The sequence below is a fragment of the Rickettsia endosymbiont of Ixodes pacificus genome (genome assembly GCF_000965155.1).
Taxonomy (GTDB): Bacteria; Pseudomonadota; Alphaproteobacteria; order Rickettsiales; family Rickettsiaceae; genus Rickettsia; species Rickettsia tamurae.
In genome coordinates this window covers 422,530-438,122 of the sequence record NZ_LAOP01000001.1, presented here as the reverse complement: position 1 = coordinate 438,122, position 15,593 = coordinate 422,530, and the positions used below count along the sequence as shown (strand labels likewise).

Genomic DNA, 15,593 nt, shown 5'->3' with positions numbered 1-15,593 from the left:
TATGAATCTTCAAGAGTTTAAACAAAAATATAATTACGATGTTGCAACGAAAATGATGCAGCAATATCTAGACATTAAATTTGCTCATTTAGATTGTTTATTATTATTTAGAATGGGTGATTTTTATGAGATGTTCTATGAAGATGCAATTCTAGCAAGCAATGTACTTGGCATTGCTTTAACAAAGCGAGGCAAAAACGGCGAAGAAGAAATTGCGATGTGCGGAGTACCTTATCATGCTCTTGAGAATTATTTAACTAAGTTAATTGAAGAAAATTATAAGGTTGCTATTTGTGATCAACTAGAAACACCTGAAGAAGCAAAGAATAGAGGCGGTTATAAAGCGGTAGTTACTAGAGACGTCACACGTATTATAACTCCAGGAACTATAATTGAAGAAAATCTAATTGCTTCAGCAGAACCTAATTATTTAGCAAGTCTCGTAATACCAAAAAATAAAGAAACGGCTAGCCTTTGTTATGTTGATCTTTCTACTTCCGAAATTTTTGTAGTTAATGTACCGGAAGCCGAAATTCTTAATGAACTTGCCCGTTTAAAACCTCGTGAAATTTTACTTAGCGAAAATCTAAGATCTTCTAATCTTGCGGATAGTATTTTTAAACAATTAAATTTTCGTATTACCTATCAAGTTGATAGTTTTTTTGCAGTTAATAAATGTGGAAAAATTATTTTAGATTTTTATAAAATGAAAGATATTAAAGGAGTTGGAGAAATATCTAGCAGTCAAATTTGTGCCATAGGTAGCATTTTAGAATATTTATCGTTAACGCAAAAACAAAATATTCCTCATTTGCCAATCCCTAGAATTATCAATTTTCATAGCTATATGACTATTGATTTTGCAACTAGACGCAATCTTGAAATTGTAACAAACTCACAAGGCGGCTCGAAAGGAAGTTTACTAAGCACCCTTAATCATACGGTTACTAAACAAGGCGGACGTTTACTATATAATTTTCTTTCAAGTCCTTTAACCGACATTGCTAAAATAAATCATCGTTTAAATATTACCGAGTTCTTTTATTCCAACTTAGAAATAGTAAAAAGAACTAGAGAACTTCTAAAAAAAACTAGTGATATAGAACGCTGCTTAACCCGTATTACGATGAACAGAAGTTCGGGTCGTGATTTACTTAGTATTAAATATACCTTGGAAACTGCAACGATTATTAAAGGAGTATTTTTTGATGCTTACGGTTTTAATTTACCTGATTTTATTGAAAAAATTATTAAGCCACTGTCAGGTAATGAAGAGTTATATAATTTAATAGATGAAACAATACGGGAAAATGCACCGAATAATTTAAATGAAGGGGGTATAATAAAACATGAATATCATCCGAAAGTAGCACAATTACATGATTTAATTAATAACGGAAAATTACATATTGAAAAGCTAAAAGAGCAATATCGCAAAGAAACGAGAATAGACAGTTTAAAAATATCCCATAATAATGTTATAGGGCTTTTTATCGATATAACTGCTAAAAATGTCAATAAAATCACTGATTCCAAATTTATTCACCGTCAAACCACAGTTAATAATGTCCGCTACACTACTGCCGAATTACAAAAGCTTGAAAGCGACTTAGTCAATGCCAAAACCTTAGTAATAAGTTTAGAAAAAGAATTATATGCGGATATTTGTAGCCAAGTAATTGAAAAAGCTTCCTATTTACGAATACTTGCAAGCTCTTTAAGCGGACTTGACGTATTTTGTAATTTTGCTTACATCGCTGATGAATATGATTATGTTAAGGCTGAATTTACCGATGATTTAAGCTTTGACATCGTTAAAGGACGGCATCCTGTAGTAGAGAAAGCACTACAGCAAGAAAGCAAAAGCTTTGTATATAATGATTGTCATTTATCGGAGCTTGAGCGTATTTGGTTAATTACCGGTCCTAATATGGCAGGTAAAAGTACTTTTTTACGTCAAAACGCCATTATTGCAATCATTGCTCAAATAGGTTCGTTTGTGCCGGCTAAAAGTGCTAAAATAGGAGTAGTCGACAAAATATTTAGCCGAATAGGTGCTGCCGATGACTTAATTAAGGGACAATCGACCTTTATGGCAGAGATGCTTGAAACCTCAGCGATTCTTGCCCAATCTACAAAAAACTCACTAATCATACTTGATGAGGTAGGTAGAGGGACATCCACTTATGACGGGGTATCTATAGCATGGTCGGTGCTTGAATATATCCATGATAAGCTAAAATGTCGCTGTTTATTTGCAACGCACTATCATGAGCTAACCGTTATGAGTAATTTCCTGCCGGCTTTGCAAAATTATACTATTGCTATTGAGGAGTCAGGTAAAGATATTCTATTTTTACATAATATTATATCAGGTGCTGCCGATAGGTCTTACGGTCTTCATGTTGCGGCTCTTGCCGGTCTTCCTGCGAGTGTTATAAACAGAGCTGAGCAGATTCTGCTTAAATTTGAAAAAACTTCTACAGGTAAAGGAAAAAATATCTTATCGACGGAATCAAATAATTTGAGTTTGTTCAATCTTGAGCCTAATAAAACTACTATAAGCAACAAATTAGATGAAAAATTTAGAACTATAGATCCTGATAAACTATCCCCTAAAGAAGCACTTGAGTTAATTTATGAGTTAAAGAAGTTGGTTTGATGCGAGTTTGGCAGTGTCTGCGTGGATCGAAAACGCGTTCGATGTCATCCCGTGGCTTGACCACGGTATCCAGAAAAACAACTAAGAACACTAATAATTTTAGTATTTTTAACTAGATCCCGCGATCAAGTCGCGGGATGACATTTTTGCCTCCCTTTCCAATCAATATTTACTACAGGCTACAGGCGAAAAAATTAGGATTAGCGAAATTTTCTTTGCCGTAAGTAATTTCTTGTCCATGCGTATCTAAAATATTACCGCCGCCGGCTTTAATTAAAGCATGACCTGCCGCTATGTCCCATTCCATAGTTTGACCAAATTTTGGATATATATCAGCTGCTCCTTCAGCAATTAAGCATAGTTTAATTGAACTGCCTATTGCATTTATTTGACCGAATGAATATTTACTTAAAAATTCTTTAGTAGCTTTATTTGAATTATAAAAACCTATTACCGCGTTAAGCTCTTCATGTTTAAATTCATGATTAACAAATATTTCTTTAGAATTCTGTTCGATTTTTAACCGACCGTTTACATCGGTATAATATAGCTTTGCTGTATATCAAGCCGATGGTTGGAAAACCGTTTTCAATAAGCCCCTATATTTACCGTATATGTACTTTTACCGTTTACATAGCTCCGTGTCCCCATAGGATCAATTAACCAAAAAGTATCACTGCTTAATATAGGTAGCGGCTGCTCTTCACATACTATAGCTATTTGAGAAGTTAAGGTTTGTAGAGTTTGATAAATTATTTTACTAATTTCCTTATCGGCATTAGTGACTACTGACCCATCTGATTTAGTATCAGTCAATATTCCTGCCTTTTTTATATCTAATGCAACCTTACCGGTATTAATAATTAAATCTTTTAAAGCATTAATTAAATTGTCATTCATAATTATTTATTTAACATCTTTGCAGCTGTATCATCTTCTAACCACTGACCGGTATTTAAAAACGTAGATTGCTGCAACTCAGCGATTTGATGATCAGGTGACCCCGGTAACATTTGCCATCCCAAATATTCAATTCCATAATACCCTATATCAACCATACTTAAATAAGAGTCCATATTTTCTAAATCTTTTTTATTATTTGCAAAAATTACTATTTTTTTAGGTTGTTTTGGTATAATTTTTAAGAACTCTATAAGAGTTTTTACTCTATTTATATTACCGGTAAATATTATACCTAAATAAAAAATAGGGGCTCCAGCATCGCTTGGATTAAATCTAAATACATCTTTATCATTAACCTTATTAGTAAAATTAATATTGAGTCCGTAAAGTAAGGTATATAACCATCCTTCATAATTTTCAATTAAATTACATGGAGCCGTTATTTCTTGAAGACCTAAAACTGTTGCACCTTGCTGTTTCATCTTATTAATTAAATCTACCCACTTAGATTCAACAAGCATCATTTGACGCTGCACTATCAATTTTGCAATAGTTTTATTAACTGATGCGTTATCCGCTGCAAGACTATATAAATATTTAGTAAAATTTATATAAGAATTATCCTGATATCGAAATAATTTGGATTTCGGTGTTATAATAGTATTATCTATATTTATAAGTACCAGCGTATCTGCATCTATCTTCGGTAATAAATTTTTCATTGTTACTGAATCTACGGAGTAAGTAGGAATAATTTGACCGTAGCCCACATACGAAATAACTAAGCAAAGTAAACTCAATAAAACTTTATTTATTCGTGTCATAAGGATTTTTACCTTTCGCATTATTATTCTTTAAAGGTGGATTATTTCTTTTTAGCTTATTTATTTGAGGTATTAAATCACCAATGGTTTTATTATAATATGCAGCATCTTTATTTTCCGGGGTATTTTTATTATTATAATGATAACCAATAAATAATATATTAGAACTATAACTATTAAGTTGAAATTCCATTGAGCTTAGCAATTCTACGCTACTACTAATCATTATAAAGCATTTCGGTATAAAATTCATTTGAACAAGGAAATTGATCATCATTTCCGCTTCCGATATATTATTACTCGTCAATATACCCTTATAAAATACCGGATAAGTATTAGCAAAACTGTCTAAATTATTAAAAATAATATAATTATTGTTTGGAAAACTATTTGAAAAATCAATATCGAAATTTTTCTTTAAATAATCGGCAAACCATATTTCAAATTTAGGAATATTATTAAAATTACCGGTAAAGCCATCATTTACTGCTATTATAGGGATTTTGCTATTACTCATTTCATTTACAAAATTTGGAAAATCAGATTCTTGTAATTCTTTCTTATAACTATCATTAGTTAAAATCAATTGATTTATATAAATAGCTTTTGGATTTTTATTAATATTACGCAAAAGAGGAGTTAGTGTAAGATAAATATCTTTATCAATTTGTTCACCAATAGGCACTAAAGACTTAAACAAAAATTCATCTAAAACCGTTACTACTAATAAATCCTGAGGTACATAATTTTTATTATAATTTTCTTTAAAATCTTGTTTTATTTTATCTAAGTTATCTACTTCGATAATCTCTGCACAAGCTATAGACGTAATAAATAATATTAGAATAAATATATATTTTTTAAACATTTATGGTTCCGTTTTTTAAAGGTAGCGTGTCATACCGTGGTCAAGCCACGGTATGACAATTGTTATATATTAGTGTTACCACATCATACTGCTAATATCAATCCATATTAAACTATAATATGGTAAATATGTTTATGTTTGAAAGTTTTTTTAGTTCGCTTGGTGGTACTGTTGGAAATGCATTTGGCGACGGCATATTTTCAAGCGTGGGAAGATTTGCTGGTAAAATGCTCGGGGAGTATTTAGATCAATTAAATCATGAACCGATAGAATATGATAATATTAAAAATTTCAAAGAAAGCTTTAAGTATGTAACGACAAATTATGGCGAAACTATACCTCTAATTTTCGGTACTGCAAGAGTTAACGGAAAAATAATTTGGGCAGACACAATAAAAGAAGTCGCAAATAGTACCCGTCATAAAGAATATTTCCATTATTTTCATAACTTAAAATCCGTTACTAATTTCACTGAATATAGCTATTTCTTTTCTTTTGCAGTTAGTATTTGTGAGGGAGAAATTACTGAAATTAATAGAGTATGGGCGGGTGATGAAGTTATAAATTTAGGTAAGTATAATTTTAGATTATATAAAGGATCAGAAACGCAATTACCTGATCCTTTAATTGAAACCAACTTAGGTAGCGGTAAAACTCCTGCTTTTAGGTCACTTAGCTATATAGTATTTGAAGAATTACCTTTAGAAGATTTCGGCAATATTATTCCAAATTTCTCATTTGAGGTAACAAGAAAACCAAATATTTATTTACCGAGTAATTATGCAAAAGTTGAAAATTTAATCAGTAGCATTAACATGATCCCGGAATCAGGGGAATTTGTTTACGATACGGAAGTTCAATATAAAACTCAAGAAAGTTCTTACGGCGGTGTTGCCATGAGGCTATTAACTCCCATAATCATTATAATATTGCAGATAGCGTATTTAGTCTTAATCAGCTACAAAACACCTGCCCTAATATTAAATGGATAGCACCTGTAGTTTCTTGGTTCGGCGATAGTTTAAGATATAGGCTATTGCAGCATAAAACCGGCTATAGAGTTTAACGACCCTCTAACCTCATATTCATGCACTTGGCAAGTCGTTAGTTATAATAGAGAGAATGCTAAAATTATCTCTAAAGATGAGCGTGACAACCCTCATTACGGCGGCACGATTAATGATGCTAGTTTAGTGCGTTACTTAACCGAGTTAAAAAGACGTAATTTAAAAATTATGTTTTATCCAATGTTTTTCATGGATTTATCAGATAAACCGTGGCGTGGACATGTAACAGATTCTGCAAATGCAGTAAGCAATTTTTTCATAAAGCGGACGGTTATAATAATTTCATCCTGCACTACGCACGACTTGTTAAAGATTATGTCGATGCCTTTATATGTAAAACTCTACACGGGCTGTTGAAAAAATCAACAAGGTTGCAAATACTTTAATATTTTTTTATCTTTAATAGCAGTAGATAAAAAAACCAAAAAATAATTTTAAGTATCCGTTTAAAATTTTGTACTATCGCAATCATCAGTATTTGAATCTGTGTTTTCTGTACACTTCTAAATTTTGCTCCTCGTAAACCATGATTCTCCTTAGCTTCACCAAATAGACCTTCTATTTTCCACTTTCTCTCAATTAGTTTTTTCTTAAAATCAATTCTATTCTGTCTGACCTTTACCTCATCTATTTCATCCTGATAAGGATTACGATAAATAAATCGTCCTCTATTACTATAATTATCAGAAATACAACCTGATTTTAGAGAGCAATTTTTACAATGCCCTCCTGTAATACGATAACGTTTTATTTGTTTTTTATCTAATTTATCATACGGATAAAGATAATGTCCCTGTGGACACTTATATCTATCCTGTTCTCTATCATATTGAAATTCCCCCCTACTTATTTTTCCTTCACCAAGATTATCTACATGTAAAGGTATATAAGTTGTAATTCCAAGTAATTTAAAATATCCATAGGTTGGACCTCTACCATAACCTTTGTCTGCTATCCATTCTTTTACTCTAAAAGAAAAATTATTTAATATATTCCAAACTCTACTTGGAAGTACAATACACTCATGTTGTGATCCTGTACTTACATAACAATCTATTATAATACGTGAATCTGAATCAATTGAGTAGTGGGTCTTATAACATAGCTTTTTATAACCATTAGTTCTTGATACAAGACTACAATCAGGATCTGTCCTACTGACATGAGTTTGATTAGATATTTTCCTTACTTTTTTCCCTTCTCGGAAATCATGATAACGACGTTCATATTTTTTTAATTCTCTCTTTTGTGAATCACCTTGATCTTTTCTTAATATTAGGCTATTCATAGAGGCATTAGATTCAACTAAAGAGGCATCTGAAATAATTGTTTCTCCTTTTATAATATCTAGTTCATACCATTGCTTAATCAAGCTTATAAATATTTCTTGAAATAGTTCTACCCCAAATCTATCTCTTATCCTACTTAATGATGAATGATCCGGTACTTTATCCTCTAAACTTAAACCACAAAACCACCTATATGCTATATTTAACTGAATTTCTTTACATAATCGTCTATTTGACTTTATACCATATAAGTAACTTATTATTTGCATCCTAAAAAATAATACAGGATCAATTGATGGACGTCCGTAATTAGCACAATAACGATTCTTAGTTATTTCATAGATAAAAGAAAACTCTAATTCTTTAGCTTCATGAATCCTCACTAATAAATGATCATTAGGTATCATGTGCCTTAAGCTAAGGCTATTACATCTCACACTTTGATCAAGCTTATAACCCTGCATCTTTACACCTTCATTTAAGCATAAAAATACAGCTTATTCCTTAGATTAACTCTTTTCTACTTCTTTTTATAACTTTTTCAACAGCCCGTACACTTGATCTGACAGGTAGAGATTGATTAAGCAGCAAAAGTGCTGTCAGATAAGTAAGAATTAATAGACTTATCTTGAGCAATTTTAATGCTATCCTTGAAAGTTTGCATAGGAGTTTTTCCATAACAGAACTTTCCAGAATGCGGTCTAGTATTGTTATATTTGTTTAAATATTGATCTAAGTCAATCTGTAAATCCTCTAATGAGCTATAAATCTTTTTACGGAAAGCTATATCATAAAATTCATCTTTTAAAGTTCTATGTAATCTTTCGCATATTCCATTAGTTTGAGGAGAACGTGCCTTAGTTTTAGTATGATCAATATTTTCTATAGCCAAATATAACTCAAAAGCATGATGTTCTACCTTACCACAATATTCCGTTCCTCTATCTGTAAGGATTCTCAGTAGTGGTACATCATGATTATTAAAGAAAGGTATTACCTTATCATTTAAAATATCAGCGGATGTTATTGCAGATTTATCAGTATAGAGTTTGCAAATAGCCACTCTAGAATAAGTGTCAATAAAGGTTTGTTGGTATATTCTACCTACTCCTTTCATATTACCGACATAATAGGTGTCTTGTGCACCAAGATAACCGGGATGCTGAGTATCAATTTCTCCATGAGCCTCTTTAATTTGTTTTGCTTTTTTTAAAGCAGATATCTGCTCTTCTGTCAGTAAGATACCGTCCTGTGCAGATTTAGCTTCTAAAGCTTTGAGTCGTTTCTTTAGAGTTTCAAGATCGTTGCGTAGCCAGATAGAACGTACACCACTGGATGACACTATAATACCTTGCTTTATTAGTGCTTGGCTCGCACGAAGCTGACCAAGAGCAGGATTCTCTATAGCAAGATTTATTACTGCTTGTTCTATATGTTCTGATACACGATTCTTTACTATAGGTTTCTTACGACTCATATCCACAAGAGCCGCTTCTCCGCCCATCTCATATAGTTCCTTGAAACGGTAAAAGCTATCTCTTGAATAGCCCATTACTTTACACGCAGTACTAACACTACCTAGTTGTTTTGCAAGTTCTAATAATCCTAATTTAGGTTTGATTATTTTTTGATCATAATTTGACATATTGTTCCTATTAATTGAGTTTTATATTTAGTTCGTGGATATGATAGATAACTCCTTAGTTATCTACATACCCACAAACTCGTCTAATTTCAATCTTAATATGTCAGATCAAATCTGAAGGTTTACAATTAAACTTTACTTCAGGTGGCAATGACATTAATATTGCTTCGACATTTCCATCGGTCATTAAGCCGAATTTAGTACCGCGGTCATATAGCAAATTAAATTCTACATATCTACCTCGCCTTATAAGTTGGTATTCTTTCTGCTCAGTTGTCCAAGGTAAAAATAACTTACTTCTAACGATTTCGGGATATACCGACAACAAAGCCTTACCTACATCCTGTGTAAAGGCAAAATCCTGTTCAAAATTACCGCTATTTAAGTAATCATAGAATATTCCGCCTACTCCTCTCGGCTCTTTTCGATGCTTTAGATAAAAATATTCGTCACATTGCTTTTTGAATTTAGGATAATAGCTAGAATCATACTTATCGCACGCTTCTTTAAAAGCTGCATGAAACTTTGCAGTTTCGTTTTCTTCCGGATAAAAAGGTGTTAAATCGCCACCGCCGCCAAACCAACTTTTAGAAGTTTCTATATAACGAGTATTGAAATGCATAGCAGGAATTAACGGCGATTTAAGATGTGCGACTAATGAAATACCTGTTGCAAAGAATTTCCCGTCTAGCTCTGCTCCTGGAATTTCGCTACGGAATTCGGGAGAAAATTCACCGAATACGGTAGATATATTAACCCCGACTTTTTCAAATACTTCTCCTTTCATAAGAGACATAACACCGCCACCGCCGCCGTTACGTTGCCAGCTTGTGCGTACAAACTTAGCCGGTTTTAAACCTTTTGTCTGTGCATATTCTTCTTCGATTTTTTCAAATTCTTTGCACAATAAATCACGTAAATCAGTAAACCAACTACTTGTTATTTCTCTATAGTAAACTGATCCCCACTTTGTGCTTCGTTGTTCGTCGGCTCGCCTATTAGTATATAGGCTTCGCTCCTCACGCCTGTCACAAAATGGAGCTGAGTTTACTATATTTTCCATATTCATATTTAATTAATAATTCGTTTAATTACTTTTCTCATCATATACATAATCACTAAAAATACAGCAGCAATGATCATGATATAAAAAGCCGGAGCATAAAATAAGCCTGTATGCTCTACAAGCCAACGAGAAATAATAGGTGAAGTTCCACCGAATATCGCTATTGCAAAATTGTAGCTGAAAGCCACACCGGTAAATCTTTGTTCTGCCGTAAACAAGGATATAACGAATATATAAGCCGTACCTGCTATACTTCCTGCGAGCATACCAAGCATTGTAAGAGCTATAATTTGTTGCCACATCTCTTCTGCTGACATAAGTAACATGGTCGGTAAAATCAATATCAAGATAGCAACACCAACAAGCATTGCCATTTTAAATTTTCCGATAATATCGGCAGTACCGCCGGCAAGCGGCATCGCTATCATCGCAATAAACGAACTGTACGCTAAATATGATAAAGCAATAGTATTACTAAGATGCATTACATTATAATAGAAAACATTTATATATGTTTTTACTAAATACATAACGCTGCTAGCGATAGTACCTATACACATAGTTAAAAACATCGATCTCCAAGCAGTTCTAATTACATTGAAAAAAGGTGCTTTAAGAACTTGTTTCTTTTTCTCAAGCATTTTAAAAATCGGTGTTTCCGATACACGCAACCGCAAGTAAAATCCGGCAAGACCCATAAATCCGCCAAGCAGAAAAGCAAAACGCCAAGCAAAATCTATATGAGAGAAATAACGTTCGATTATAATACCGATAAATGTTGCGATTAACGTACCGGCAATATTTGAACCATGTACTAAACCTGCTGTAAAACCCGGTCTTAAATTTTGACGATGTTCAAGGATAAAAATAGCCGCTCCCGTTCCTTCACCGCTAATACATAAACCTTGAATAAGCCGCATTATAACTAGAGTTATAGGGGCATAAATCCCAATACTTGCATATGAGGGTATGAGACCCATAACAAAGGTCGGAATAGTCATACCTAGCATCGAGATTATTAAAGCGATACGTCTACCGTATCTATCACCGATATAACCAAATAATATGCCCCCTATCGGTCTTGTCAAAAAGCCAACCGCAAATACTCCAAGGCTTAGAAGAATTCTAATGAATTCTGATTCGCCTGGAAAAAAAACTTGTCCAATAATCAGCGAAAAAACTGAATATACCGTAAAATCATAATATTCGAGTACATTACCTGAAATAGCAGATAAAAAAATGAACTTAGACCTATTCATCGAGCTTTAAATAACTTAATTACTAATTAGTTATTATAGACAAGTTACATCATTTATAAAGTGTTAAATATGATTTATATGAGTGATCTTTAAACTAATTGAGATAAGAAAGTCTTAGCAGGAACAATTACAGGATAATTATAACTGAAGCAATCAATCTCTTTATATTCCATATTAAATACTACTTGAAAGGCAAAAGGGCAATTTAAAAGTTCTTGAAAATATTTTAAATTTGAGTTTAATTCTTGATTTGAAGAAGTTTTAGCTTCAACTAACATCCATGGTTTGTTATTTTTTGTTACTAAAAAATCTACTTCTTTCTTTTATTTATCTCTAATAAAATATAATTCATATTCACCAAATCCTAAATCACTCCAAAAATGACAGAATTTTAATAAATGATTTGCAATAAAATTTTCATATCTTGCTCCCATATCTTCTATGAGCGACCAGTCCCATAGATATATTTTCGGCTCTTTTATTAAACTTCTAGGAATATTATTTGACCATGGATAAATACGATAACTATAAAAAAACGACTCAAATGACTCAAGCCATCTTGTAATGGTTGGAATTGATACTTTAATTTTATTTGCAATAGAGCTATAAGATGCTTGTCTTCCTATAGAGGAAGTCAAAAAGCTTCCTAAGACTTCCATTTGAGATTGGATTTGTGTTAACTCTCTAATATCTTCTTTAAAAAGCTGAGTATTTTTAGTTTTTTTCCATCTATGCCAAAATGTGGAAGAATTCTTAAGATAAGGATCAGGAAAACCACCAAATTTAAATAAGGATTCAAATTGTTCTTCAGATATTTTTTTTGGTAGATTTATTTCTTTGGTTAGACTACTAAAATTTTCTATTACTTCAGCTAGTGTCAAAGGGTGCATACGATATGGGAAATATCTTCCCATCATACTATCACCACCTTTTTTATATACTCCAAGCTTTGAGCTGCCGGTAACTATAATGTGAGCTTGTTCTCCAACATCATAAAATCCTTTTAAAAAAGTTTGCCAGTTTGAGAATTTATGTAACTCATCAAAAATCACAATAGGATTATTTTGATCCGGAATATGTAGACCTATAAAATCTGCTATTGCTGTTGTTCCTTTTAAAATTAGCAAACGTGCTTTTTCTTCATCCCAATTTTAAGTAGTAGTTTTTATCTATTACTTTTTTAGCTAAAGTAGTTTTACCGACTTGACGGGCTCCTTCTATAAAAATCATTTGCCTATTTTCTTGCAAGTGATTTTTTATTACTAATTCATAAATCCTTTTCATATATTTATTATGACTATTATAACGTATAGCTAGACCATAGTAAATAGGTACATACTATGCTAATATATATGTTATAAATGATAATAAATAAATTATGGCAAGCAGTTACAGTTACGATTTAAGAATGAAACTATTCAAAGCTCTAGATGATGGGCTCTCAATTGTTAAAGCATGTAAAATATTCAATATAGGTCGTAACACTATATATAGATGGAAAACTCTTAAATGGGAAACAGGAGATATAAAAGCAAAACCTTATGGTCCAGCAAAGGGTTATAATGCAAAAATAAATCTCAAAGAATTTGAAGAATTAATTATCAATAATCATGATAAAACAGCTAAAGAATTAAGTATTATACTAGGTAATAGATTACAAAGAACTAGAATAAATTACTATAGAAAACTACTAGGGTACACTTATAAAAAAAAGTCATCTTCATCCCAGAAGGGATATTGGTTTAAGGAATGAATTTATAGAAAAGATACAGCAAATTTCTAAAGAAACTCTAGTATTCATTGATGAGTCAGGAATAGAAGATAATGCTTGTAGAGAATATGGATGGAGTATAAAAGGTACTAGATGTTATGGAAACAAAGTGTATCAACATAAATCCAGGATCAGTATGATAGCGGGGCTTCGTAATAATCAAATTATAGCGCCAGTAATATTTGAAGGAAATTGTAATAAAGAAATATTTACAACCTATGTAGAGACTATATTAACTAAAGAATTACATCCTGGACAAACAGTAATTATGGATAATATCAACTTCCATAAGAATAATATAATAAGAGAATTAATCGAGTCGGTTGGGTGCAGAATTTTATTCTTACCTACATATAGCCCAGACTTAAATCCTATAGAACATTATTGGTTTAAGATTAAGAACGAAATAAGAAAAGTTACGGGGCAATTCAAAGATATCAGTATGGCTGTAGAACACGTACTAAAGTTTATTTAACTGTACCTATTTACTATGGTCTAGCTATACATATTAATTTGGTCATAACTATTATAATATACACGTTATAATGGTCAAGTACTTATAACCTAGTTATCTATCTAGTGGGAACTACCGGAATTCCTACTTTTGTAAGTTTAGCACCTTTTGGCTTTTTAATTCCTGCAAATTTCTGTTCTTCTCCTATTTTTGCAGCGTCTCTGCTACCTTTAAGAGCACTTTTTACGGGCTTTGTGTTAAGATTCGTAACACCTTTTGAAGTCTTAATATCTTCATCAAAATATTTTATGTCTGTAGAAGTGTTTAAATGATAAACTCCACTACTTGTTTTGTATAAACTGATTTTGATTTTGTAAAGCTTTACCTTCTAAATCTAAGAATTTTCCATTTTTTTGAAGAATAGTTTCATCAAGCTTAATATTCTCATCTAATACTACTTTTCCAAAATCACCTACTTCTCCAACTTTTGTACCACTAAGATCATATGCGTAAAGTTTTTCTTCATGGAAATCTAAGTTGTTTAAAAAGTTCTCTATGGAATTCTTATCATTAGTAAAATTGCCTAATTCATAGGTGCCTATAATTTTCTCTTCTTTGCTTACTACTTTTTCCGTATATTTTTCTTCTTTAATAACTTTTTTGGTATTTTTAATAATTCCAAGATAGGCTAGAGCTTTTTTAAACTTACCCAAATTACGCTTTACCTCAACTTCTCCTATAACTAATTGCCCATCTATGGGTCTGCCCAGTTCATCTTTAAAATGAATTAATTTGGCATTTTTTACTCTATTTAATTCAGTTTCTTCAGTTTGAAAATGTAAATGTTTTTTTTCTGGCATAAATTCCTCCTTGAATAAATTTTGGTTTATTTCAAGTGTAAAGGAGTAAATTAAATTTTTGCAAGAAGTTTTTATTGTTAGTTATTTCTCAATAACTAACAAATATTAAGAATTAAAAACTACTGTGCCGTCCAGCCGCCATCTATCAAGAGTCCACTACCTGTTATTGATGATGCTTTTTCGTCACATAAGAATATTACTAAGTTTGCTATTTCATCAGCTTCTACAAATTTTTTCGTAGCTTGAGATTTAAGGATTACATCCCTTAACGCTGATTCTTCACTGATATGTCTAGCTTTAGCAGTATCTGCTATTTGATTCCTTACTAATGGTGTGTTGACGTAACCGGGACAGATAGCATTAACTGTAATATTATTCTCAGCTATTTCTAAAGCAATGGTTTTGGTAAGCCCAAGGATACTGTGCTTTGCTGCTACATATGCCGACTTAAAAGGTGATGCGACATATGCATGAGCGGAAGCGATGTTAACAATTCGCCCGAAGCCGTTTTTTTCATAATCGGTATTGCATATTTTATAGTATAGAAAGAGGCTATTAAATCTATACGCAAAATTTGCTCCCATTTATCTTCAGGAAGTTCATCGATAGGAGCAACATGCTGAATACCTGCATTATTTACTAATATGTCTATTTTACCGAATTCTTTTATTATTCTCTCAAACATAGAACGAATTTCATCAGGTTCTGCCAAATTTATTCCTTGATAAAATACGCTACTTGCACCAAGTTCTTTCAATTCTGCTGAAATTTTGGCTATTTCATCTTCTTTTGCAAAACCGTTAATAACTATTTTAGACTCAAGTTTTGCAAAATGTTTTGCTATCTTAAGCCCGATACCGCTAGTAGAACCGGTAATAACTGCTACTTTGTCTTTCATTTTTACCTCCTTATAAATATACCAGTG

General features: G+C 32.0%; 15 protein-coding genes and 2 pseudogenes. 5 read left to right on the top strand and 12 right to left on the bottom strand.

Going from position 1 to position 15,593, the window contains the following annotated elements:
- The first annotated feature begins 1 nt into the window (after position 1).
- Together mutS and REIP_RS13570 are read left to right on the top strand one after the other, a co-directional pair.
- Entirely contained in the window at positions 2 to 2,662 is a 2,661-nt protein-coding gene (mutS, locus tag REIP_RS02405; RefSeq protein WP_045803734.1) for a DNA mismatch repair protein MutS, read from the top strand.
- The gene (locus REIP_RS13570) at positions 2,662 to 2,778 is read left to right on the top strand and encodes a palindromic element RPE4 domain-containing protein (RefSeq protein WP_410525687.1); all 117 of its coding nucleotides are present in this window, start codon (positions 2,662 to 2,664) and stop codon (positions 2,776 to 2,778) included. Before mutS ends, REIP_RS13570 begins: the two co-directional genes overlap by 1 nt.
- A 46-nt stretch (positions 2,779 to 2,824) precedes the next feature.
- On the opposite strand, the pseudogene REIP_RS02400 reads toward REIP_RS13570, so the two are convergent.
- From REIP_RS02400 to REIP_RS02390, 3 genes and pseudogenes are all read right to left on the bottom strand, one after another.
- Positions 2,825 to 3,562, bottom strand: a pseudogene (locus REIP_RS02400) (3'(2'),5'-bisphosphate nucleotidase CysQ).
- A gap of 2 nt (positions 3,563 to 3,564) precedes the next feature.
- Positions 3,565 to 4,410 carry a DUF2608 domain-containing protein gene (locus REIP_RS02395; protein ID WP_045803733.1) on the bottom strand — a complete coding sequence of 282 codons (846 nt, stop codon included), beginning with the start codon at positions 4,408 to 4,410 and terminating at the stop codon, positions 3,565 to 3,567.
- The gene (locus REIP_RS02390) at positions 4,373 to 5,257 is read right to left on the bottom strand and encodes a DUF2608 domain-containing protein (protein WP_045803732.1); all 885 of its coding nucleotides are present in this window, start codon (positions 5,255 to 5,257) and stop codon (positions 4,373 to 4,375) included. The genes REIP_RS02395 and REIP_RS02390 overlap by 38 nt, the downstream gene beginning before the upstream one ends.
- A 134-nt stretch (positions 5,258 to 5,391) precedes the next feature.
- On the opposite strand from REIP_RS02390, the gene REIP_RS12210 reads away from it, so the two are divergent.
- A complete protein-coding gene (locus REIP_RS12210) occupies positions 5,392 to 6,249 on the top strand; it encodes a hypothetical protein (RefSeq protein ID WP_231569179.1) in 858 nt (285 codons plus the stop codon).
- A gap of 457 nt (positions 6,250 to 6,706) precedes the next feature.
- On the opposite strand, the gene REIP_RS02375 is transcribed toward REIP_RS12210, so the two are convergent.
- From REIP_RS02375 to REIP_RS13135, 7 genes are all read right to left on the bottom strand, one after another.
- Entirely contained in the window at positions 6,707 to 8,020 is a 1,314-nt protein-coding gene (locus REIP_RS02375) for a transposase (RefSeq protein WP_172686766.1), read from the bottom strand.
- A 173-nt stretch (positions 8,021 to 8,193) separates the two neighbouring features.
- Positions 8,194 to 9,258 carry an IS481 family transposase gene (locus REIP_RS02370; protein WP_045803566.1) on the bottom strand — a complete coding sequence of 355 codons (1,065 nt, stop codon included), beginning with the start codon at positions 9,256 to 9,258 and terminating at the stop codon, positions 8,194 to 8,196.
- A gap of 103 nt (positions 9,259 to 9,361) precedes the next feature.
- Positions 9,362 to 10,327, bottom strand: a complete 966-nt coding sequence (hemF, locus tag REIP_RS02365; protein ID WP_231569178.1) for an oxygen-dependent coproporphyrinogen oxidase — start codon at positions 10,325 to 10,327, stop codon at positions 9,362 to 9,364.
- Between the two features lie 2 nt (positions 10,328 to 10,329).
- Positions 10,330 to 11,583, bottom strand: coding sequence for an MFS transporter (locus REIP_RS02360; RefSeq protein WP_045803731.1), 1,254 nt, complete (start codon positions 11,581 to 11,583; stop codon positions 10,330 to 10,332).
- An 89-nt stretch (positions 11,584 to 11,672) separates the two neighbouring features.
- The gene (locus REIP_RS11525) at positions 11,673 to 11,861 is read right to left on the bottom strand and encodes a hypothetical protein (RefSeq protein ID WP_052691080.1); all 189 of its coding nucleotides are present in this window, start codon (positions 11,859 to 11,861) and stop codon (positions 11,673 to 11,675) included.
- 45 nt (positions 11,862 to 11,906) lie between these two features.
- Positions 11,907 to 12,710: an ATP-binding protein gene (locus REIP_RS02355; protein WP_052691079.1), complete on the bottom strand. Its 804-nt coding sequence runs from the start codon at positions 12,708 to 12,710 to the stop codon at positions 11,907 to 11,909.
- A gap of 13 nt (positions 12,711 to 12,723) precedes the next feature.
- Positions 12,724 to 12,867, bottom strand: a complete 144-nt coding sequence (locus REIP_RS13135) for an AAA family ATPase (protein WP_197069185.1) — start codon at positions 12,865 to 12,867, stop codon at positions 12,724 to 12,726.
- Between the two features lie 94 nt (positions 12,868 to 12,961).
- Here REIP_RS13135 and REIP_RS09100 point away from each other — a divergent pair.
- Positions 12,962 to 13,829 (top strand): IS630 family transposase gene (locus tag REIP_RS09100; protein ID WP_156147374.1). Its coding sequence is split into 2 segments (ribosomal slippage): positions 12,962 to 13,288 and positions 13,290 to 13,829, totalling 867 coding nucleotides; the frame shifts between segments, so codons are not numbered across the junction.
- Between the two features lie 104 nt (positions 13,830 to 13,933).
- Positions 13,934 to 14,140, top strand: a complete 207-nt coding sequence (locus REIP_RS12205) for a hypothetical protein (RefSeq protein ID WP_231569177.1) — start codon at positions 13,934 to 13,936, stop codon at positions 14,138 to 14,140.
- 9 nt (positions 14,141 to 14,149) lie between these two features.
- On the opposite strand, the gene REIP_RS12200 is transcribed toward REIP_RS12205, so the two are convergent.
- Positions 14,150 to 14,668 carry a hypothetical protein gene (locus REIP_RS12200; protein ID WP_231569176.1) on the bottom strand — a complete coding sequence of 173 codons (519 nt, stop codon included), beginning with the start codon at positions 14,666 to 14,668 and terminating at the stop codon, positions 14,150 to 14,152.
- 119 nt (positions 14,669 to 14,787) lie between these two features.
- Positions 14,788 to 15,566, bottom strand: a pseudogene (locus REIP_RS02335) (3-hydroxybutyrate dehydrogenase).
- Positions 15,567 to 15,593: the final 27 nt, after the last annotated feature.